Origin of the sequence: Pelomonas sp. CA6 (assembly GCF_022549225.1) — a bacterium.
Classification (GTDB): domain Bacteria; phylum Pseudomonadota; class Gammaproteobacteria; order Burkholderiales; family Burkholderiaceae_C; genus Roseateles.
Genome location: NZ_JAKZFD010000002.1, coordinates 64,738 through 84,477 on the forward strand (window position 1 = coordinate 64,738; position 19,740 = coordinate 84,477).

Below are 19,740 nucleotides of genomic sequence, written 5' to 3' on the forward strand. Positions count from 1 at the left end.
CGCTGCCTATCCCTGCTGATGGGGGATATCAGGGCCCTGGCCCTCACCGCCGCCAGCCGCTGTGCGCCAACTTCTCGATGTTGTGCACCAGGCAGAACAGCTGCCACTGCGCCCGCACCTTGGCCGTGCCGCGCAGCGTGAAGCGGCTCAGCCGCTTGTTGTGCCGCAGGTTGGCGAAGACCGGCTCCACGGTGGCGATACGCCGGCTGTACAGCATGCGGCCCTGCAGGCTGTCGATGGCCCGGCGCATGCGCTGGCTCGGATCGTTCGGGTCGAGCTCGCTGGCGTGGAACAGCGAGACCTTGCGAGCCCGGGTGCGTTCGGGGTGGCGCAGGCACTGGGTGCGCAGCGCGCAGTCGTGGCAGTCCTCGGGCCTGGCCTTGAAGTCTTCGCGCCGCTGGCCCTTGCCCACCGGGTAGATCGCCCCGCTGCTGCGCAGGGTCTGGCCGGCCGGGCAGATCGCCGTCCTGGCCTTGGAATCAAAGCGGAAGTCGCTCGGCCCGTCCACCGCGGCCTGCGCCGCGTAGCCCTGGATCACGCCCTTGCTGGTGGCCATCTTGGCGCTGTCCGGATCGGTGATGTTGGTCTTGAGCTCCTGGCCTTTGCGATTGCGCAGCGGCGTGTTCTCGGCCAGAAACGCTCGCGTGCGCTGGGCCTCTCGGCGCAGGGCGTCCACGCGCCGCTGGCGGCGCGCGTCGAGCACTTCATCCCCTGGCGCCCCGGTGCGCCTGTCCTGCGCTTGGTGCAGGCTCACGATCTTCTCGGCCGCCTTCTCCAGCCGCCGTGCCCGGTGGTGCAGTTCCGCATGCGTGCCGCTGCGTTCCTTGCTGGCGTTGGCCGGCAGCTTCACGCCGTCGATGGCAAACAGCTCCCGACCGATCAGGCCCTGCGCATCGCAGGTCAGCAGCACTTGGTGGAACAGCGCCTTGATCTGCGACCCCAGCCCACTGACGAACTTGGCCAGCTGCGCATGGCTGGGGTGGCTGTCCCCGCTGATCGCGATGAACTGGATGTCATGCCCGCAGGCCCGCTCCAGTTGTCGGCTCGACACCAGGCCGCGGCTATAGCCCAGCAGCACGATCTTGAGCAGCACGCGCGGATCGTAGGCGCTTGCGCCCACCGCTTCGTTGCGAAAGCGCGCACCCAGCGCCGAGAGGTCCAGCTCCTCATCCACCAGCAGGTTCAGCGCAAAGGCGAAGCTGCCCGGCACCAGCTGCTCCGAAAGCACCACCGGCAGGAACATCGCACCTCGAACCTGGGGCTTGTAGCGCGACATCCCTGGCCCCCTCTGACTTGGCCTCGATTGCAGCGCCCAGCGCCTGATCGCGCTATTCGGGGATTCTCGCGTGGGGAGGTTTCTTTACAGCCTCAACCCTGTGCCGCGCCATAAGTGACGACGGCGGCGAACGAATGGAGCCCTGCTGAGCGGTTGGTATCTGGGCCCGCACCAAAACCCGAGTGCAACAAGGCCGCTTGTAGATGTGCAATCTGTTCTCTGTGGCGCCGCATCGAACCCGAACTCAGTTCTGGATGGGAGAACAGCAAAGGCACTTATCGGAAACAGTCAGTACCGGGCAGATTTATTCGCTGGGAAGTCCCTGTAGTCTGGTTAGACTAAAGACTCTTGCCCATCAGTCGCCTCCGACAAAGTACGCCATCTTCCACTGGCCGCCATCGAGGCGAAATCCAGCCCGGAATTGTGTTCCGGCCTTCGCCGGGCACTGAATGTATTCGGGGCCTTCAGCACCACACTTCGCCCGTGTCGCTGCAGCGAGGTCACGAAGGTATTGCGGGTATTTCTTCCACTCCGCGATAGCCTGATCGGCGTCTCCGTCGCCTCCAAAGCTCCAGACGAATTCTCGAACCATGGCAGAGCGCAAAGTCACGAAGTCTTTTCTCTTTGCGGCGTCGCCGACCTGGGAAATGAGCTTCTTTAGCTCCGGCGGAACACTCGCCTGCTTCTCAACTCCGTGCTCGCGCGCGCAAGCGTTTATTGCGACGGCGCCAAGCACGATGGCGGCAATGGATGTGCGCATTTCTGTGGCCTAACTTGGCTATATACGGACAGCTGCGCCGCATAACGCGGCACGCTGTCTCCCTAACGTTTTCGATCCAACAGGGCTGCAGCCCGCTTGCAGCATGGCTATGCGCGGCACGGCCTGAACAGAACAACAGCCTTAAATATCAGTCAAACACATCATTCAAATGATGAGCTGCTTTCCTGCTGGCGTGCTCGGTAGCAACCCACAACGGGATGGCTTTTGCATTGGAGACGCCCATGCGCGATCTGCCTATCGCACCGATTGGGGTGTCGAACACAGCGTCAACCCTGCTCGGCCTCTTGGCGGGAGCCCATGAGGCGAGCGCGAGTCTTCCCGCCCACACATCAAAAGATCCCCGAACGGGTCAAGGGCAGCGAGCCGCGCTTTCGCCGCCGGGGGATCGTTCAACGCCTGAATGAAGCCGAACCGAGAGGCGGCGTCGGCTTGGACGAATGGTTGGGCCTGGCAGCGACAAGATGGCGCTCCCGCATCAGCAGGAACAGCGGCAAGGCCAACGAAGGGCCAACCATCAGGCAGAAGAGCGGCAACCACCATCGACGCATGGCGAGCCTGCGACCTTCGGCGACAACGAAGACACCGACGGCAACGCCGGAAATGAGCACATCCGACCAGGCGAAGGCGGCGATATGCGTCGATGTGGCTTGCTGCAGCAGCAGCGGTAGGTCGAGACCCTGCACGGAGAGCCACGGGACGAACTGCGAGAGCGGCAGTGCCGTTCCCGCCACACACAAAAGAAGGTAGATGAGTTGCATGGTGGGTCCTGCGCGTCCTCGACACGGACGCCTGAGGCCGCGGCGGCGGTTGTCCGACGCGGGTCGGACCGGGTGATGCGCCGGACGCCCCCGTTTGCCCCGCAGCGCGAGAGGCGCTCACGGGTCTTCATGAGCGTGGGGATCAGGTCCATGAACGAGAGAGGTCCGCCTTGGATGCTAATGCCGTTGCCGTGGATCTGGCCACGTTCCTCCTTCAACGGGCGGTCGCCGTGCGGACGACATCCGCCCGGTGCAGAAGGGCGAGTTCACGGCGACATGGCCTCGACCCCGATCGGGGCACAGGCGCTCAGGCAGGGGAGCGCAGTTCGAGGCCCGGCTGATGGATGGCGCAATGGGCGGCCAGCGGATGGCCTGCAAGCAGAGGCTCTAGAAGGCCCGTTCCCGGCCGGCCACGGGCGTGAATCACCCCGCGCAGCCCTCGCACGATCCGGAGCGCTCAAGCCCCGTGACTGGCCCCAAGCGGCAGCACGCCCAGGCGTTCAGGCGTAGGTGTTGAGGTTCCGCCCCAGGTGCCCTTCGGTGGCCAAGGCGGGCTGCTGCGGCAAGGCGGCGAGCAACGCGGCGGCGCCGGCTTCCTGGGCGTCCATGGCCTTGCGCAGCACCAGCAGGCTGGCGGCATTGCCGACCGTGCCAGGCGTGCTGTTGGAGGCATTGCTGACCGCGGCGTTGACGCTGAGGGCGTTGATGGTGCTCATGCCTGTCTTATCGGCACCGGCCGCGCAAGGCTGAGTGCCGCGTTCACGAAACCACGTGACGAAGATGGTGAAGACGGGTGGCACGGCCCTCGCCCCCGGCGGCGAGAGGAAGGCGGGCAGGCTAGGTCCTGAGCGCCGCGCGCTGAGTGGCGGGCTCCGCCCCCCAGTAGCAGACCTGGTTGCGCCCGGCTCGCTTGGCGCGGTACATGGCCTGGTCCGCGCACGACAGCAAGTCGTCGGGCCCGCCCTGCACGCCGGGGAGCAGGACGACCCCGATGCTGGCGGTGACCACGGCGGCCGGCCCGTCGCCCAGCACGACCGGCTGGGCGATGCTGGAGAGGACGCGGCGCAGGATCTCGTCGCAGTCGTCCTGGCTGTCGACCGGCGCCAGCAGCAGGACGAACTCGTCGCCGCCCAGCCGCGCCGCCGTGTCGCTAGCCCGCACGCAGGCCTGCAGCCTGTGTGCCACTTCCTTCAGCAGGAGGTCGCCGGCGTCATGGCCTCGTTCGTCGTTGACCGCCTTGAAGCCGTCGAGGTCGATGAAGCAGAGCGCGAAGCTGGACTGGGTTCGCTCGCCCTGCAGCAGCGTCTGGCGGATGCGGTCGGCCAGCACCAGCCGGTTGGGCAGGCCGGTCAGCGGATCGTGGAAGGCGATGTCCTGGACGCGCTGCTGCTGCAGCCGCTGCTCGGTGATGTCCTGCAGCATCCACAGCGACTCGCAATGCTCCGGGCCCAGCATGACCCCGCTCATCTCGGCCCAGAAGAGCTCGCCATTCTTTCTGCGCATCTGCATTTGGGTGCGGTAGGTGCCGCCGGATTGCAGAACGGGGCTGGCCTCCCGGCCCTGGGCATCGTAGGTTTCCTGGTCCAGGTACAGCAGCCGGCTGGGCAGCTGCGCCAGTTCGCCCGCGTCGTAGCCGAACATGCGCTCCAGCGCCCGGTTGGCCCACACCGTGCGTCGATCCCGCAGCCGCGCGATGCCGATCAGCTCGGTGTCCAGCATCGCCTGCTGCAGACGGCTGAGCTGCTGCAGCTGGTCCGACAGCGCCACCTTGCTGCGCGTCATGCGCTCCAGGCAGGCCAGAACAAACCCGATGCCCGCCCCCAGCGGGAACAGAAAGGAAGCCAGGTAGGTCATGCCATTGCCGGCACTGGCCTGGAAGAAATCGGCGTACTCGCCGGGCGACACGGTGGCATGGACCGCGCGCACGATCAGCGCGAAGACCGTCAGGGCCAGGGAGAGGCAGACCGTGCGCAGCGACGGCTCGGCCTGCCACCCATGGGTGCAGACGAGACGCGCCATCGGGAAAATCTGCAGCGCGAACAACAGCGACAGCACCGCGGTCCGGACGGGCAGCGGCTGGTTGACGATGAGAAGAAGCGCCCCCAGCCCCAGCACGAACAGGCTCGGATGCGCCGGCCCGGCGGCGCGCCCGAGGACGAAGCGGCGCAGCGCATGGGCATAGCACCACAGCCCGGCCATCACGCACGCGTTGCCGCCGACGATGGCCAGCCATTCAGGCCCCACGACCCGCGAGATGGTCAGCGCGAACCCGGCGATGTTCAGCCAGGTCCCATGCGCCCACAGGCCCAGCTCCGGGCTTTGCGGCAGCGAGCGCCGGGCAACGACCAGCGTCAGCCCGAAGAGGGCCAAGGCGGCGAACAGCGCAACGAAGAGGGTGGAGGTGCTCAGCATGACGACGGGCCGGTATCTGGCTCGCCACCCGCTCGACGGTCGAGCATGGGCAACCGCGAGCGTTCGCGCCGGCCATCCATCGTTTCGCCGGGCAAGGGCTCGGGGTCAGGATGCGGCGGAGGCGGGAACGCGCAAGGGGGAGGGCCGCCAGAGGCCCGGAAGGTTGATCAAAAGCAAGCAAATTCTAAATTGATCAATTTGATATATGTGATTCATCGGAGAGAACTTCATCACGGTCTGCGCGTTCACGCGTCGTATAAAGGCGGCCCGTCACGTCCACTGTCCAGGGAGATCCTCTTGCGCCCGCCATCCGCCCCCCTGCGCCGCGGGTCCGTCGAGCAATTGCTTGACGAAGCGGCCGCGCTGGACGATCTCGAGGCCGCGTTGCCGCTCTACGAACGTGCGTTGGCGCTGGACCCCGACCACGCCACGACGCACTACAACATCGGCCTGGTGCATAAATACCGCGGCGCCTGGGCCGAGTCGCTACGGCACAGCCGTCGCGCCTCGGAGCTGGACGCCGACAACGAGGCGGCCCACTGGAACATGGGCATCGCGGCGACGGCGCTGCGCGACTGGCCCGCGGCGCGCGACGCCTGGCGCCGCGCCGGACTGCAGATTGCGGCGGGCCAAGGCCCCATCGAGGAAGACTTCGGCATCACCCCGGTGCGCCTGAATCCGGACGATCAGGGCGAGGTCGTGTGGGGGCTGCGCATCGACCCGGTGCGGGTCGTCGTGGGGAACATTCCCTATCCCGCCTCCGGCTTCAGGGCCGGCGACGTGGTCCTGCACGATGGCGCCCCTACGGGCGAACGCCAACACCAGGGGCGCAGCTACCCGGTCTTCAACGTGCTGGCGCTGTTCGAGCCGTCCGCGAACAGCACCTATGAAGCCGAGGTGCGCACGCGCGATGCGGCCGATCTGGAGGCCCTGACCACGGCGCTGGCCGCGGCCCGGATCGCCCACGAGGTCTGGACCACCAATGTCCGCGTGCTGTGCCAACAGTGCAGCGAAGGGACACCGCACGAGCACGACGCCGAGCGCGATCCGCAGCCCGGCTGGCCGGACCGTCATGTGCTGGGTCTCAGCACGGCGTCGCCCGAGGCGGCGCGACGGGTGCTTGAGCACTGGAGCGCGGACGCGGACGGGCGTGGGGCACCGCGCGCCGGCAAGGGCGCTGGCGACCGCCTGCTGCGCTTCGAATGCGCGCTGGCCGGGGCCGGCGTGCCTTGATCGGCGTTGCCGCGGGCGCCCCCCGCCGCGGCATCGAAAAGTGTTGTGCGTGGCCACCGCTGTTTCCGCGGCGTGCGCCTTCCTACAGTGAAGGCCTTGTTCCACTCCTGCGGAATCACGGGGTTCACATGCGTGCAGTCCACATCGAACGGTATGGCCCGGCGGAGTCACTCGCCCGGGTCGAGGTCCCCACGCCCCAACCCGCCGCCGACGAGGTGCTCGTCCAGGTGCAGGCCTGTGGCGTCAACCGGCTGGACCTGCTGCTGCGCGAAGGCCGGGTGTTCCAGGTGCCGCTGCCGCGCATTCCGGGCACCGACTTCGCGGGCACCATCGTCGCGATCGGTGAGCAGGTCCGCGATCGCCGCGTGGGCGAACGGGTGCTCGCGGCCCCCATCCTGTCCTGCGGCCATTGCGGGCATTGCCTGCAGGGCGAGGACAACCTGTGCCAGGCCTTCGGCACGGTGGGCTCGAGCATCGACGGCGGCTACGCGGCTTATGCCAGGCTGCCGGCCCGCAACGCGGTGCCCGTGCCGGAAGGCCTGGACTGGATCACGGCGGCGAGCTTTGCCCTCACCTACGCCACCGCGGCCGCCATGCTGCGGCGCGGCCGCCTGGGCGCGGGCGAGTCGGTGCTGGTGCTGGGCGCGAGCGGCGGGCTGGGCCATGCCGCCGTGCAGCTCGCGCACCAGGCGGGCGCGCGGGTGATCGCGGTCTGCCGCGGGACGCAGCGCGGCGAGGCGCTGCGGGCCGTGGGAGCGGATGCGGTGGTCGAACCCGGCCCGCAGCTGGCCGCACAGGTGCGTGAGCTGACGGGCGGCCAGGGCGTGGCGCTGGTGTTCGAGCATGTGGCCGCGCAGACCTTCGCGCAATCCGTCGCCGCGCTGGCCCCACAAGGCCGTCTGGTGCTGGGCGGCGTGACCACCGGCACCGAGGCCACGCTCGATCTGAAGGCGGTGTTCGCGAACCGGCTGGAGCTGCTGGGTTGCCGCGGCAGTGGCCGCCGGGACCTCGACCAGGTGCTGGATCTGCTCGCCCGCGGCCGGCTGCGACCCCATGTGGAGCAGGTGCTGCCGCTGGAGCGCGCGGCCGAGGCGCACCGGCGGCTGGAGTCGGGCACACTGCTGGGCAAGGTCGTTCTCACCCTCTGACGGATTCCATGTTCATCGTCCTGCTTCACTATCTGCAGCCGCTCACGGTCGTGGAACAGCATCTGGCCGAGCACCGCGCCTTTCTGGACCGGCACTACGCGGCGGGGCACTTCGTGGCCTCCGGTCCGCAGGTACCGCGCATTGGCGGCGCGATCCTGGCCCGCGGCCTGTCGCGCCGCGAGCTCGACGCGGTGCTGGCGGAGGATCCCTTCCACCGCGAGAAGGTTGCGCAGTACCAGGTCATCGAGTTCGAACCCAACCGATTCGCCGCCGGCGCGCAGGCGGCGCTGCTCGGGGAGCTGGCGGCCTAGCCACGGAGCGCCACCATGGACATGCTGGCGGCGATGCGCGTGTTCCAGAAGGTCGCGGCGACCTTGAGCTTCACCGAGGCCGGTGATCGGCTCGGGCTGGCGCCGTCCAGCGTGTCGCGCCATGTCGATGGCCTGGAGACGCAGCTCGGCGTGAAGCTGCTCACGCGCACGACGCGCCGTCTCTCGCTGACGGAGGCTGGCGAGGCCTACCAGCAGCGGGTGGACGCGCTGCTGGCGGAACTGGATGCGGTGCACGAGCACATCGCGGCCTTCGGCGACGCGCCGCGCGGGCGGCTGAAGCTCAGCGCGCCCCGCGTGTTCGGCAAGCGACTCCTCACGCCCCTGGTCCCCGAGTTCCTGGCCGCCCATCCCCAGGTCACGCTGGAGCTGACGCTGACCGACGACTATGTCGATCTGGTCGAGACGGACACGGACCTGGCCGTTCGCATCGGCGCGCTGGGCGACTCCAGCCTGATCAGCCGGCCGCTGGGTCGCTATCGGCGCGTCCTTGTCTGCGCGCCCGCCTATCTGCAGGGGCAGCCGGTGCCGCGCAGCCCCGCGGACCTGGCGGCACACCGCTGCCTGCGCTACCGCCGCGCCGGGGAGCGGGTCGTGTGGACCTTTCTGCGGCCCGAGGGCGAGGGCTATGTCGAGCACCTGCCGCAAGGCGGCTTCGTGGCCAACGACGTCGAGGCGCTGCTGCAGGCGGCCGAGGCCGGGCTGGGCATCGCCATGCTGCCGTACTGGCTGGTGCGCGACGCGCTCGAGGACGGACGACTGGTCCCGCTGCTCGCCGGGCATCCCTGCGCGAGCACGGTGCAGGAGGCCGGCATTCACTTCGTCTACGCACTCAACCGCCGGCAATCGCTCAAGGTCCATGCGTTCATGGACCATGTGATGGGCCGCCTCGCGCCCCTGCTCACTTAGCCATCCGCGCTTCGCCCTTCGCGGACAGCGGACCCGCTACGCCTCGATTGACGCGGGCCGCCCGCCACTGGCAGACTTGCGCCTTCATCAACGCAGCCACAGGAGAAGACCATGGAACAAGCAGATCGTGTCGCCCTTCTCCTGGCCGGCTGCCTGAGCGCCCAGCGCCGCTGACCCCGCCCTCTCTGCGGGTCCATTGATCGCCGCGTCAGCCGCGGCCGGCTCCCCACCCCTTGGTGCCATGCGCCCGCGCGCATGGATAGTTCCGCGCACGCGCGGACCCAGCCCGTCTTCAATGGATTCCCATGATCGACCTCGACTTCGAGACGCTGCACGCGCTCGGGCTCACTCCCCTCATCGCCACCCGCGCCGCGCAGCTCGCGGCCTCCCCACCCGGCACGCGCCTGGCGCGCGTGATCGAATCGCAGCGCGATTGCTTCATGCTGCATGACGGCCGCGCCGAGCAGCAGGCGCGCGCGCTGCCCCGGCTGGTACAGCACCTGCAGGCCACCGCGCAGGCGCTGACCATCGGCGACTGGGTCGCCGTGCAGGAGGACGCGCACGGCCAGGCCTGGATCCTGGAACGCGTCGACCCCGTCACGCAGCTCGCGCGCCGCGCCAACGACGGCCGTCGCCAGCCGCTGGCCAGCAACGTCGACACCGCGCTGCTCGTGATGGGGCTGGACGCGGACTTCAACGCGCGCCGCATGGAGCGCTATCTCGCGATGGTGCGCGCCTGCGAGGTGACGCCAGTCGTCGTGCTGACCAAGCAAGACCTGGCACCGGACGCGCCGCAACGCATCGCGGAGATGCGCGCCCGGCTGCCCGCCGCCGTGCCGGTGCTGCCGGTGAACGCCCTGTCCGGCCAGGGCTGCGCCGAACTGGCGCCCTGGCTGCATGCCGGCCAGACCCTGGTGGTGCTGGGCTCATCGGGCGTCGGCAAGTCGACGCTGATCAACGCGCTGACCGACGCCGGGCAGGCGACGGGCGGGGTGCGCAAGGGCGACGGCCGAGGCCGCCACACGACCACGGCGCGCTCGCTGCACCGCTGTGCGCACGGCGGTTGCATCATCGACACGCCGGGCCTGCGCACCTTCCGGCCCGACGCGGATGCGCGCACGCTGGCGGAGACCTTCGACGATGTGCAGGCCCTCGCTCAGCACTGCCGCTTCCGCGACTGCCACCACGACGGCGAGCCGGGCTGCGCCGTGGCCGCCCAGGTGGATGCCGACCGGCTGGAGAACTACCAGAAGCTGATGCGCGACGCCCAGCGCGGCGAGATGACGGCGCTGGAGCGCATCGCGCAGCGAAGCAAATGGAAGGCGATCGGCAAGGCCGGCAGCAAGCGCGCGCGCGAGAAGAGGTCCTGAGCACCGCGGGCCCGTGGGCCCGTGTCGCCGCGGCACGTTGCCGCGGCGACACGGGCGGGCTTGCGCCGCCGGGGCCGGGTCCCTAGACTGCGCAGCCTTCACCCACCGCTCGCCTCACGGAGTTCATCGTGTCCCGCTGCATCGCCGCCCTTTAAGCCGTCGACCGCCATCCGTCTCATGCCCGCCATGAGCACGGCCGCTGCAGCCGTTCTCCGTGTCCTCCCCGCCCACGCCATGCAGGCGGCGGACCCTCAGCCCGACATGCATCGCGCACGCCCAGTCGTCGGTTCGTTCCATCGAACCAGGAGACGATCATGTCCGTGCACACGGGGTCGACGCCGTCCGTCGCCCCTTCCCCTCACTCCCTGGAGATCCTGAAGTACCCCAGGACTCCGCATCTCGAAGGCTCGCGCCTGCAACCCGGCGACGAAGGCGACGAACACGTCCGCCTGGCCGCGCTGGCGGGTCGCCCTGCCGTGGTCGAAGAGAAGCTCGACGGTGCCAACGTCGGCATCTCCTTCACCAGCGGCGGCGAACTGCTGCTGCAGTCGCGCGGCCACTACCTCGTCGGCGGAGGCCGCGAGCGGCAGTTCGCGCCGCTCAAGCCCTGGGCCTGCGCGCACGAGTCCTGGCTTCTTGCGCGCCTCGAAGACCGCTATGTGATGTACGGCGAATGGCTGTACGCCAAGCACTCCGTCAGCTACGACCGCTTGCCGCATTGGTTCTGCGAGTTCGACATCTACGACCGCGTGGAGCAGGTGTTCCTCAGCACGCCGCGGCGGCATGCGCTGCTGGCGGGCGGGCCCGTCGTCAGCGTGCCGGTGCTGCGGACGGGCCCGCTGCCGCGCGAGGTCAAGGCGCTGCGCGCACTCGTGCGGCCCTCGCTGGCCAAGAGCACGCGGTGGCGCGAGGCCTTCGAGCAGTCCGTGCGGCGGCAGTGCCTGGACCTGGCGCTGGCCTGGCAGCAGACCGACACCTCGGAACTGGCGGAGGGGCTCTACGCCAAGGTCGAGGACGAGCACCGGGTGCTCGAACGCTACAAGTGGGTGCGCCCGGACTTCGTGCAGACCATCCTCGATTCGGGCTCGCACCACAGCACGCGCCCGCTGATTCCCAATGGGCTGGCGCCGGAGGCGGACCTCTACGCGCCACGGGCCATGGCGGGCTGGGCGCCCGCTTGGGACGGCCGCTGAACGCCCGTCCGCAAGGAGAAAGACATGAACCACGAAACGATTCGCGCGCTGTGCCCCACCCACGCCAGCGCCGGCTATGACTGGGCCGATTGCTGCGAGGTCTTCCCGCGCCTGCGCGCGCTGGAGACCACGCCGCAAAGTCCGCGCCACCACGCCGAAGGCAATGTCGGCATCCATACGCGCATGGTGCTGGACGCGCTGCTGGCCTCGGAGCACTTCCAATCGGCCCGCGGCGAGCGCCGCGAACGGCTGTTCCTGGCCGCGCTGCTGCATGACCTGTGCAAGCCCGAAACCACGGTCATCGATCCGGTGACGGGCGACATCGGCCAGCCCGGCCATTCGCGCCGTGGCGCGGTGGACGTTCGCGGGCTGCTGTGGCGCGCGGGCCTGCCCTTCGCGCTGCGCGAGGCCGTGTGCCGCCTCATCGCCGTGCACCAGGTGCCCTTCTTCGCCTTCGACTCGCGGCGCGGCGAGTCGCCGGAGTTCATCGCCCGGCGGCTCTCCTGGAGCCTGGACCTGCCCGACCTCATCTGCGTGGCGCGCGCCGACATGCAGGGCCGCCTCTGCGCCGACCAGCAGGCGCGCCTGGACGACATCGCGCTGTTCGAGCAGTTGGCGCGCGAAGACGGCTGCTGGGACGGCCCGCGCGCGGCGGCCTCGGCGCACACGCGCCTGATGTATGCGCGAGGCGCCTCGGTGCATCTGGACACGCCGCTGTTCCAGCGGCCCGGGTCGCAGGTCACGGTGCTGTGCGGGCTGCCGGCCTGCGGCAAGGACAGCTGGGTGGCGCGCCATGCACGGGGCCTTGAGGTCGTGTCCTTCGACGACGCGAAGGCGGAACTCGGGCTGAAGCATGGCGAGAACGACGGCCTGGCGGCGCATCGCGCGATCGACAAGGCCAAGGCGCTGCTGCGCCGCCACGCGCCCTTTGTCTGGAACGCCACCCACCTCAGCGAACAGATGCGCGGCAAGACCCTGGACCTGCTGTTCGCCTACGACGCCCAGGTGCGCCTGGTCTACCTGGAAGTGCCCTGCCCCACGCTTTTCAAGCGCAATGCCGACCGCGACACGACGCTCAAGCAAAAAGACCTGGAGCGCATGCTGCACCGCTGGGAAGTGCCGCTGCCCTGGGAAGCCCATGAGCTGCGGTACGACGTGACGCCGGCGGGCCACGGCCCCTGATCGCGGCCGGGCCTCAGCGCAGCCGTTCGACGTAGCTCCGGTCCTGCGGCGCCTCGTGGTGTGCGGTCACGCGGTGGTTCTCCAGCACATCGAAGCTGAGCCGCTTGTGTTCGTCGGTCTTGCGCAGCGCGCGGGCGACCTGGTTCTTGGCGGTCTCGATCAGCGTGGTGACGGTCTTCTCGTCCTGGATCTGGGTCGAGTCGTAGTTGCCACTGCCGGGGTCCAGCATCAGGGTGCGCGTGCGCAGGTAGTCGGCACGGAGCTTCTCGCTGCGGGTCTCGGTGATGGCGTCGCCACCGCCCGCGCTGTTGGGCTTGCTGCTGGTGTGCTGGCTGGCCGTGTATTCGGCGTGCCCCTGCTCCTTCAGGCCGCCATAGCGGTTCTTCTTGCTGGTAGCGCCGGAGAAGCTGGCCTCGAAGTCGGCCAGTCCGCTGCGCAGCGAGTCGACCTCGGCCTTCAGCGGCGACGACGGCGCCGGCCTGGCGGCGTCCGGGGCCTCGACGCCGGGCTTCGCCGCGTCGGCGGGAGGCGCCTGCAACTGCTTGAACCCGTCCTTGAAGCGGGCCACCAGCTGCGCGTCCGCATGGCCGCGTTCGGCGGCGGCGTCGATCTGCTGGAGCATTTTGTCGACCGCGGAGCGCCGTTGCGCCGCGCTGCCCTGGCCCAGCGGCGAGGCAGCGTCGACGCGGATCGACATCTCGCCGTTCGCGCTCTTCATCGACAGGTTCTTCGTTTCCGGGCCCAGCTGCAGCGAGAAGGACCCCAAGGCACCCGGCGCCGCGTTGGGCCCCAGGCCTCGGGGGTCCTCGACCTTGAGGTCCAGGCTGGTGAACACCTGCTTGTCCACGCTCATCAGCTGAGCCAGGTCGAGCTGCGGCGCGCCCTGCCCCAGGCCTTCGAGCGCCCGGTCCAGGCCCTCGGACAGATGGGCCAGCGCGGCCTTCTCGGCACTGTCCAGCGGACCGGAACTCTTGAGCTGCACCTGCAGGCCACGGGTGCCGCCCAGGCTGCCGTCGTTGACGGCGATGCTGAGTTCCAGGGTCTGGCCGGAGCGCGTCTGGACCTTGAGTTCCACCGTGGCGGCCTGGGTCGCGACGCCGCTGAGCGCCTGCTGGCGCAGCGCCTCGGGGTCGGCGGCGGCCTCGGTGGCGGCGGCGCCGGCCGCGTCCGCCACGGGCTCGACATAGTCGGCCAGCGTCTGTTTGTACGAGGTCGGCGAATCCGCCAGCTGGGCGAGCAAGGCGCCGCCCAGGCCGCGCCAACGCTCGGCCAGCGGGACCGCGCCGGTGTTCGCGCTGTTGCGCGCCATCAGGCTGCTGATGTCGTCGCGCGCGGAGCTGGCCCAGGCGCGCTGCGGCTGGAAGGCGGCGGCCGACGGCTTGGCGTAGACCACATCGTTGGCGGCGCCGCTGCCCAGCGTGACGCGGGTCGGCGCGCGCGCGGGATCGGCCTGGGCCGGGGCCTCGGCCTCGCGGCCGGGCGCCTTGTAGGGGCGGTTCAACGCGGCGCGGCTGGCGGCGATGCGATCGAGCAAGCCGGAGCCCGTCGACGAAATGGCGGTCATGGTGCGCCCTCCCTGGCGGCGAGGCCCGGCGCGGCTCTGGCGGCCTGGCGCGCGGACCCTGGTTTCTCTCCGTGCTATCGGCGCGGGGCGCTCAGGCTGTAGGGAGAGGCCCGGCCGGGTGGGCGATGGGCGACCCAAGGAGCGCCATCCACCCGATCACGGTTCGCACAGCCGCTTCTCGTCGTTCCAGCGGCCTCCGCCATCCAGGCAGGCGTCCGCCCGAACGAACCGGACCACCGACACGCAGGTCGATGCCAGCGCGAGGACCAAGCCGGCCGCCAGTAGAAAGGCGCCGATTCGCTTCAGCCGCCGAGGACTCAAGGCCGACAGGCCCTGACCGTCGTCGGCCGGTGCGCCCAAGCATCGCGGACGCGGTGCCTCCCCGCGTTCGCGGCGCGGCAAAGGCGGGCGCCGGCCCTCAATGCGTCACCTCGAACTTGTATCGGAGCGGGAAGTCCATACGACACGGTCGACCCGAGCAAACTGCCGGTTTGAATTTGGTGAGAAACATCACCGACGCGGCGAACTGCGTCATTTCCGCGCTGGGCGATCCCAGCGCATCGACGGACGCGACATCGCCGTGGGCGTCGACTTTGGCAATCAGAAAGAGCTCCCCGTTCACGAGAAGCTTGGCCTGGGCCTTCCGCATCGCGTCCAAGATGGGCTTGAGCCCGGCCTCCGGAAATGGCGGCTCGTCTCCTTCACGAATACCTTCCCACCAATCGTGCAGCTTGGCTCGATCGTCGGCGCTCAGCTGCGCATAGCTTCTGTTGATGGGAATCGAGAAGGGCAACACCGAATCGCGGCGCAGCAGCGTGCCGGTGCGGGGTTCGTCCTCCTTGATGCCATGCTGAGCCCTGGGCTCCTCGGCCAGCGCATGGGCGTGAAGCAGGATGCCGAGAAGCACGGCGGCCGCAGGGCGGATGAGCGTGTTTTTCATGGGGCCCGGTTTGAAGCGAAGTCGCAGACACGGGGCTCGCTCGACGCACAGCGCATCAAGCGGCACACCACAAGGTACTGCCCAAGGTCGGATCACGACGACATGGCACCGGCATCGGTTGGAACGACGCCATCCTCACCCCGCCGAGCCCATAGATCCGGGACCAAGAATAGCCAAGCTTCCATCGTTCGCGTAGCTGTGGTTCTCACCAGTCCGTTCGGTCATGTGGGCATCGTGGCCATGGCGTTTGCGCCCAGACAATCCGCGAGGTGGCCCCACGGGCAGTACCGTTTCCGTATGCCGGCAAAGAACGACGACTTGGCCTGTTGACTGCGCTCGCCGGGGTTCCGGCCGAATGCCCGGCGAGGTGTCCATGTCGGATCAGACTCGGAATCCACCGTCGCGGCGAAAGCCGGTCCACGCGCGCCGCGTTGGCACCCCACAACGCAGCCGCTTGCGCACTTGCATCGGCATCCGCATGATTCGCACCCTATTGCTGAAGGCGCCCACGACAGCGCCCGCATGACGGAGATCCCCTTATGTCCTCCCTGTTCATTTCGAAGATCGACTGAACACGGTTCCCATGCCCCGGCTGAACCGTGTCTGTTCCCAGATACGGCCTCAGATCGCGCGGCAAGCAAGGCCCGCAGCCCTCGAGCCGGGGCTTTGCATTTCGGAAACCGCAATGAGTGCACAACTCCGTTCCCGCGCCCTCCAGGAGGGGCGGGTCAAGGCCCTGCGCCGCATGAAGCAACCCATGGCTCTGGTGCTCGAAACGAGCGCCGGCACGCGTGACCCGGTGGCACGCGCGCTCGGCCAGCGTGGCTTGCGCGGCGCAGGCCAACATATCCAAAGCCGCGGCGCACAGCGCCGCGCCGACCGCGTGGCGCTGCAGGCGCTGCTGCGACGAGAGGAATGGGATGAGTGATCCCCAGGAACTGCGCACGCAACTGGCGCAGAGAAACCAGCAGTTGCAAGCGATCGCGGCCCAGCTCAAGACCGAGCTGTTCGGCATCGACGCCATCATTGACCGCGTCATCGATTCGGTGCGTGCCTGGTATGTGCTGCCCGAGCTTGTCTCGCGGCCCGTCATCGTCTGCCTGTGGGGCCTGACCGGCACCGGCAAGACCCAGTTGGTGCGCCGTCTGGCGCAACTGCTGGGCTTTTACGATCGATTCGTTGAAGTGCAGATGGACGGCTTCTCCAACGGCGCGAGCTGGCGCGGCGCGCAGAGCATCTCGGGCATGCTGGCCAAGTCCTGCGTGCGCGAGGGCGAGCCGGGCATTCTCGCGCTCGACGAGTTCCAGCGTTTCCGCACCATCGACAACAAGCGCAGCGAGCTGCGCGTGGAGCGCTACCAGGATGTCTGGGCCTTGCTCTCCGATGGCCGATTGCCGCCCTCTCTTTCGCTGTTGGGCGACATCGAATCGTCCATTGCCGAGGCAGCTTTCGACGCCGAACGCGCCGAGGACAGCGAAGCCCAACTGCGCTTCAAGCTGCGCAGTTGGGAAGCGAAGGAACTGCAGCGCAATCTCAAGCTCGACGCACCGCTGATGGAGATCATGGCCTGGACGCCCGAGCAGCTCCAGGAGCGCCTGCGCGCCTTCCGCGAGAGCGGCGAGCAGCGCTGGGAGACCGATTACAGCCGGTTGCTGGTCTTCGTCTGCGGCAATCTGGACGAGATGTACGAGGACCTGGCCACCAGCGTGGACGACTGCGACAGCGACGCGGACATCTTCCATGCGCTCACCGGCAAGCTGAACGTCATCGACGTCAAGCAGGCGCTCAACCGACGCTTCAAGCCCGAGCAGGTGGCGCGGCTGGGCAATGAGCACGTGATCTACCCGTCCCTGTCGCGCCGTGCGTACGAGCAGTTGATCGAGCAGGGCTGCGTCCGATATGCCCGCGAGACCCAAAGCCGCAGCGGCCTGCGCTTCGAGGTGGACGCCAGCGTGCGCGAGCAGATCTATGCCAACGCCGTCTTCCCCGCCCAGGGCACCCGGCCGCTGTTTTCGTCGCTGCATGCCATCCTCGGTGCGGGGCTGTCCAAGGCGGCGTTGTGGGCGCTGGAGCGCGGCGCGGCGGCCGGCGATAGCGTGGGGCTCACCGCCGATGGCCGCAGCCTGATCGCGCATTGGCGTGGCCAGTCGCATGCCATCGCGGCCCCGTTCGAGATCAACCGGCTGCGCCAGCGCAACAACGCCGACTTCCGCGCCCTGCTGGCCGTGCACGAGGCCGGCCATGGCCTGGTCCATGCCCTGCTGTTCGGCCGCGCGCCGCAGGAGATCAAGATCCACGTGGCCAGCTTCGAGGGCGGCTACAACGCCTACACCTCGCGCAAGGTGTGGTCGCGCCGCAATCTGCTCGACTCCATCTGCACCAGCCTGGCCGGCCGCGCCGCGGAGCTGCTCATCTTCGGACCCGAGCTGAGCTCCAGCGGTGCCGAGAGCGATCTGCGCAAGGCCACCGAGACCGCCGCCCGCATGCTGCGCCACCTGGGCCACGGCCCGCGCATCGGCCGCAGCGATGTGTCCAACGACAGCGAAGACAACCTCTGCACCGACGTGGAAGCCAGCAACGCGCCGATCGAGGCGCTGCTGCAGGCCGAGCATGCGCGTGCCACGCGGCTGATCGAAACCCATCGCACCGCCCTGCTGGCCCTGGTGGACGAACTGATGGACCACGGGCAGATCGCGCCGGCCCGCTTCGCGGAACTGGTGGGACTGCCTTTGGAACGTCCGGAGGATGCCTTGGACCCGTACGCGCGCAAGCTGGCCGAGTTCCGCAGCGCTGGGCCGGAGCGGCTGCGGGCCTAGGAGGGTGCCGCGCCGGCAAAGGGCGGGACGACGAAGGGCAGCGAATGGTTGGCCGGGCAGAAGAGGATCGCTTCACCCGCGCCCACGCGGGACAGGTCCAGGATGGATGAGGAACGCGTCATCGCGACGACCGGCGCGGCGCGCGACTTCAGGCGCCAGCGCAGCAGCGCCATCAGCGCCTCCTGCGAGGCGCGCGACAGGCCTTGCTCGATCATCTCGATGACCAGGGCCAACTCGCCGCCCTTCGCTTCGAGGGCCGACAGCAGCAGGCGCAGGGGCGCCAGTTCCGTCGCTCCCTCGTCGCGCAGCCAGTCCAGATGACCGGCCACCGCGGCGGTTTCGTCCTCGGTCAGCGCCAGGCCGCGCTCGAACGCGGTCGGGTCCTCCAGCCGCTGCAGGCCGACGAAGCGCCCGTGGGGCAGGGTCTGCGCGAGCAACTCGGCCAGCCGGGGCTTGCCGCTGCCCAGCGGTCTTACCCGATAAGTCAAGGGCGAGAGTTCCGCCGGAGTGAAGACTTCGCCGCCTCTGGGGCCAGGTCAAGCACACACCGGTGCGCACAGCGGCGGCGGTGCGGGCCCGGGCCGCCACCGGGCCGGCCAACGCCCTATCATCGCCGCGCGACGCAATGACAACGGCGGCCACCCCGCCTGGATGCCCGCCATGAACACCCCCACCCACATGCCTGGCCTGCGAGCCGCCGCCTTGCTCGCCTGGCTGGTCTTCGTGGCGGCGGCCCTGGTGCTGCTGGCCGGCATGTATCACCGACCCGCCTGGGGAGCTCTGGGCGTGCTCCTGTCCGCCACGCTGACGGTGCGAGCAATCCGCAACGCCCAGCCGCGGGCACCCTTGATGCTGGCGGCCATGGTGCTGGTGCCGCTGACCACCGGCGTGCTGGTCAGCCTGACCCCCTCCCCCGGGGCCTGGCAGGTGCCGGCGATCGCCGCCGCAGTGGTCCTGTTGCTGGGCCTCGGCCTGCTGGCGCTGGCTCGGACCCGCCCGGCCATGGCCGGGCTCGTGTTGAGCTGGCAACTCTTGCTCGCGATCCCGGTCGACATCGCGTTCGCTCCGGGCACCCAAGGCCCGCGTGTCCTGCCGCTGGTCATGGGCCTGCTGAAGGACGAGGACTTGGCAGCCGCCGAGCGGGCAGAATTCATTGTCGGCGGGTGCGCCGTGTCAGGCCTGGAGCCCCGCTGGGTCCTCGCGCTGTGATCGCCCGCCACGCCACCACGTTCCATGCACCTTCTCCCAACCTCGATCATTCGCCCCGCCCGTGCCCAGGAATCCGCGGCACTGGGCGCCGTTGCCTATGCCGCCAAGGCCTTCTGGGGTTATTCGGCGGCGCAGCTGGAGGCCTGGCGTGAGGGGCTGACGCCCAGCCCCGCATCCATCGACGCGGGCTGGACCTTCGTGGCCGAGGTCGACGGCCGCATCGCCGGCTTCTACCAGGTCCACGCGGACGCCCGGCCGCCCGAGCTGGAGCATCTGTGGGTCCACCCCCAGTTCATGCGCCGCGGCCTGGGCCGGGCACTGCTGCGGCATGCCATCGAGGCACTGCGGCGCCATGGCGCCCACGAACTCGCCATCGACTCGGACCCCAACGCCGAGCCCTTCTACCGGGCCTGCGGCGCGGTCCGCGTTGCCGAGATCCCCGCGCCCACCGAGGCGGAGCCGCAGCGCATCCGGCCGCAGTTGCGGCTGGCCCTCACGCCGGCCAGCGCGGGCTGAGCCGCGCGTCGGCCCCCGGGCGGACCCGCCACCCCGTCCAACGCGCCATTCACCGCGTCATCCGGCAGCCGGGCCGCGCGCCCGGTCCGCTCGTCCCGGCCGCC

The 19,740-nt window shown here is 69.3% G+C and carries 19 protein-coding genes; 11 read left to right on the forward strand and 8 right to left on the reverse strand.

What is annotated here, in order from left to right:
• Window positions 1-43: 43 nt before the first annotated feature.
• The 5 genes from LZ017_RS04010 to LZ017_RS04030 all read right to left on the reverse strand — a co-directional run bounded on the left by LZ017_RS04010 (window position 44) and on the right by LZ017_RS04030 (window position 5,227).
• Entirely contained in the window at window positions 44-1,276 is a 1,233-nt protein-coding gene (locus tag LZ017_RS04010) for a transposase (RefSeq protein ID WP_241298785.1), read from the reverse strand.
• Between the two features lie 355 nt (window positions 1,277-1,631).
• A complete protein-coding gene (locus tag LZ017_RS04015; RefSeq protein WP_241298786.1) occupies window positions 1,632-2,036 on the reverse strand; it encodes a hypothetical protein in 405 nt (134 codons plus the stop codon).
• Window positions 2,037-2,446: 410 nt separating this feature from the next.
• The gene (locus LZ017_RS04020; RefSeq protein WP_241298787.1) at window positions 2,447-2,815 is read right to left on the reverse strand and encodes a DUF2834 domain-containing protein; all 369 of its coding nucleotides are present in this window, start codon (window positions 2,813-2,815) and stop codon (window positions 2,447-2,449) included.
• Window positions 2,816-3,315: 500 nt separating this feature from the next.
• Window positions 3,316-3,531, reverse strand: a complete 216-nt coding sequence (locus LZ017_RS04025; RefSeq protein WP_241298788.1) for a putative motility protein — start codon at window positions 3,529-3,531, stop codon at window positions 3,316-3,318.
• Between the two features lie 121 nt (window positions 3,532-3,652).
• Complete coding sequence (locus LZ017_RS04030; protein ID WP_241298789.1) at window positions 3,653-5,227, reverse strand: diguanylate cyclase domain-containing protein; 1,575 nt, start codon at window positions 5,225-5,227, stop codon at window positions 3,653-3,655.
• A 342-nt stretch (window positions 5,228-5,569) separates the two neighbouring features.
• On the opposite strand from LZ017_RS04030, the gene LZ017_RS04035 reads away from it, so the two are divergent.
• The 7 genes from LZ017_RS04035 (at window position 5,570) to LZ017_RS04075 (ending at window position 12,591) form a co-directional block, all read left to right on the forward strand.
• Window positions 5,570-6,460, forward strand: coding sequence for a tetratricopeptide repeat protein (locus tag LZ017_RS04035; protein WP_241298790.1), 891 nt, complete (start codon window positions 5,570-5,572; stop codon window positions 6,458-6,460).
• 128 nt (window positions 6,461-6,588) lie between these two features.
• Window positions 6,589-7,608, forward strand: coding sequence for a zinc-binding dehydrogenase (locus LZ017_RS04040; RefSeq protein ID WP_241298791.1), 1,020 nt, complete (start codon window positions 6,589-6,591; stop codon window positions 7,606-7,608).
• Between the two features lie 8 nt (window positions 7,609-7,616).
• The gene (locus LZ017_RS04045) at window positions 7,617-7,919 is read left to right on the forward strand and encodes a YciI family protein (RefSeq protein ID WP_241298792.1); all 303 of its coding nucleotides are present in this window, start codon (window positions 7,617-7,619) and stop codon (window positions 7,917-7,919) included.
• Window positions 7,920-7,934: 15 nt separating this feature from the next.
• Window positions 7,935-8,846, forward strand: a complete 912-nt coding sequence (locus tag LZ017_RS04060) for a LysR family transcriptional regulator (RefSeq protein WP_277604510.1) — start codon at window positions 7,935-7,937, stop codon at window positions 8,844-8,846.
• Between the two features lie 305 nt (window positions 8,847-9,151).
• Window positions 9,152-10,216: a ribosome small subunit-dependent GTPase A gene (gene rsgA, locus LZ017_RS04065; protein WP_241298793.1), complete on the forward strand. Its 1,065-nt coding sequence runs from the start codon at window positions 9,152-9,154 to the stop codon at window positions 10,214-10,216.
• Window positions 10,217-10,530: 314 nt separating this feature from the next.
• Window positions 10,531-11,409: an RNA ligase family protein gene (locus tag LZ017_RS04070; protein WP_241298794.1), complete on the forward strand. Its 879-nt coding sequence runs from the start codon at window positions 10,531-10,533 to the stop codon at window positions 11,407-11,409.
• Window positions 11,410-11,433: 24 nt separating this feature from the next.
• Entirely contained in the window at window positions 11,434-12,591 is a 1,158-nt protein-coding gene (locus LZ017_RS04075; protein WP_241298795.1) for an AAA family ATPase, read from the forward strand.
• Window positions 12,592-12,604: 13 nt separating this feature from the next.
• Here the strand turns inward: LZ017_RS04075 and LZ017_RS04080 are convergent, their stop codons facing one another.
• Window positions 12,605-14,155 carry a hypothetical protein gene (locus LZ017_RS04080; RefSeq protein WP_241298796.1) on the reverse strand — a complete coding sequence of 517 codons (1,551 nt, stop codon included), beginning with the start codon at window positions 14,153-14,155 and terminating at the stop codon, window positions 12,605-12,607.
• A gap of 418 nt (window positions 14,156-14,573) precedes the next feature.
• Window positions 14,574-15,095, reverse strand: a complete 522-nt coding sequence (locus tag LZ017_RS04085; protein WP_241298797.1) for a hypothetical protein — start codon at window positions 15,093-15,095, stop codon at window positions 14,574-14,576.
• A gap of 685 nt (window positions 15,096-15,780) precedes the next feature.
• Here LZ017_RS04085 and LZ017_RS04090 point away from each other — a divergent pair.
• On the forward strand, window positions 15,781-16,023 hold the full coding sequence (locus tag LZ017_RS04090) for a hypothetical protein (RefSeq protein ID WP_241298798.1): 243 nt from the start codon (window positions 15,781-15,783) through the stop codon (window positions 16,021-16,023).
• Window positions 16,016-17,911 (forward strand): AAA family ATPase, encoded by a 1,896-nt coding sequence (locus LZ017_RS04095; RefSeq protein WP_241298799.1) that lies wholly within the window; start codon window positions 16,016-16,018, stop codon window positions 17,909-17,911. Before LZ017_RS04090 ends, LZ017_RS04095 begins: the two co-directional genes overlap by 8 nt.
• Here the strand turns inward: LZ017_RS04095 and LZ017_RS04100 are convergent.
• Window positions 17,908-18,399 (reverse strand): hypothetical protein, encoded by a 492-nt coding sequence (locus LZ017_RS04100; RefSeq protein WP_241298800.1) that lies wholly within the window; start codon window positions 18,397-18,399, stop codon window positions 17,908-17,910. The genes LZ017_RS04095 and LZ017_RS04100 overlap by 4 nt on opposite strands.
• A 172-nt stretch (window positions 18,400-18,571) precedes the next feature.
• On the opposite strand from LZ017_RS04100, the gene LZ017_RS04105 reads away from it, so the two are divergent.
• On the forward strand, window positions 18,572-19,120 hold the full coding sequence (locus tag LZ017_RS04105) for a hypothetical protein (RefSeq protein WP_241298801.1): 549 nt from the start codon (window positions 18,572-18,574) through the stop codon (window positions 19,118-19,120).
• Between the two features lie 24 nt (window positions 19,121-19,144).
• Window positions 19,145-19,636, forward strand: a complete 492-nt coding sequence (locus tag LZ017_RS04110) for a GNAT family N-acetyltransferase (protein ID WP_241298802.1) — start codon at window positions 19,145-19,147, stop codon at window positions 19,634-19,636.
• Window positions 19,637-19,740 lie beyond the last annotated feature (104 nt).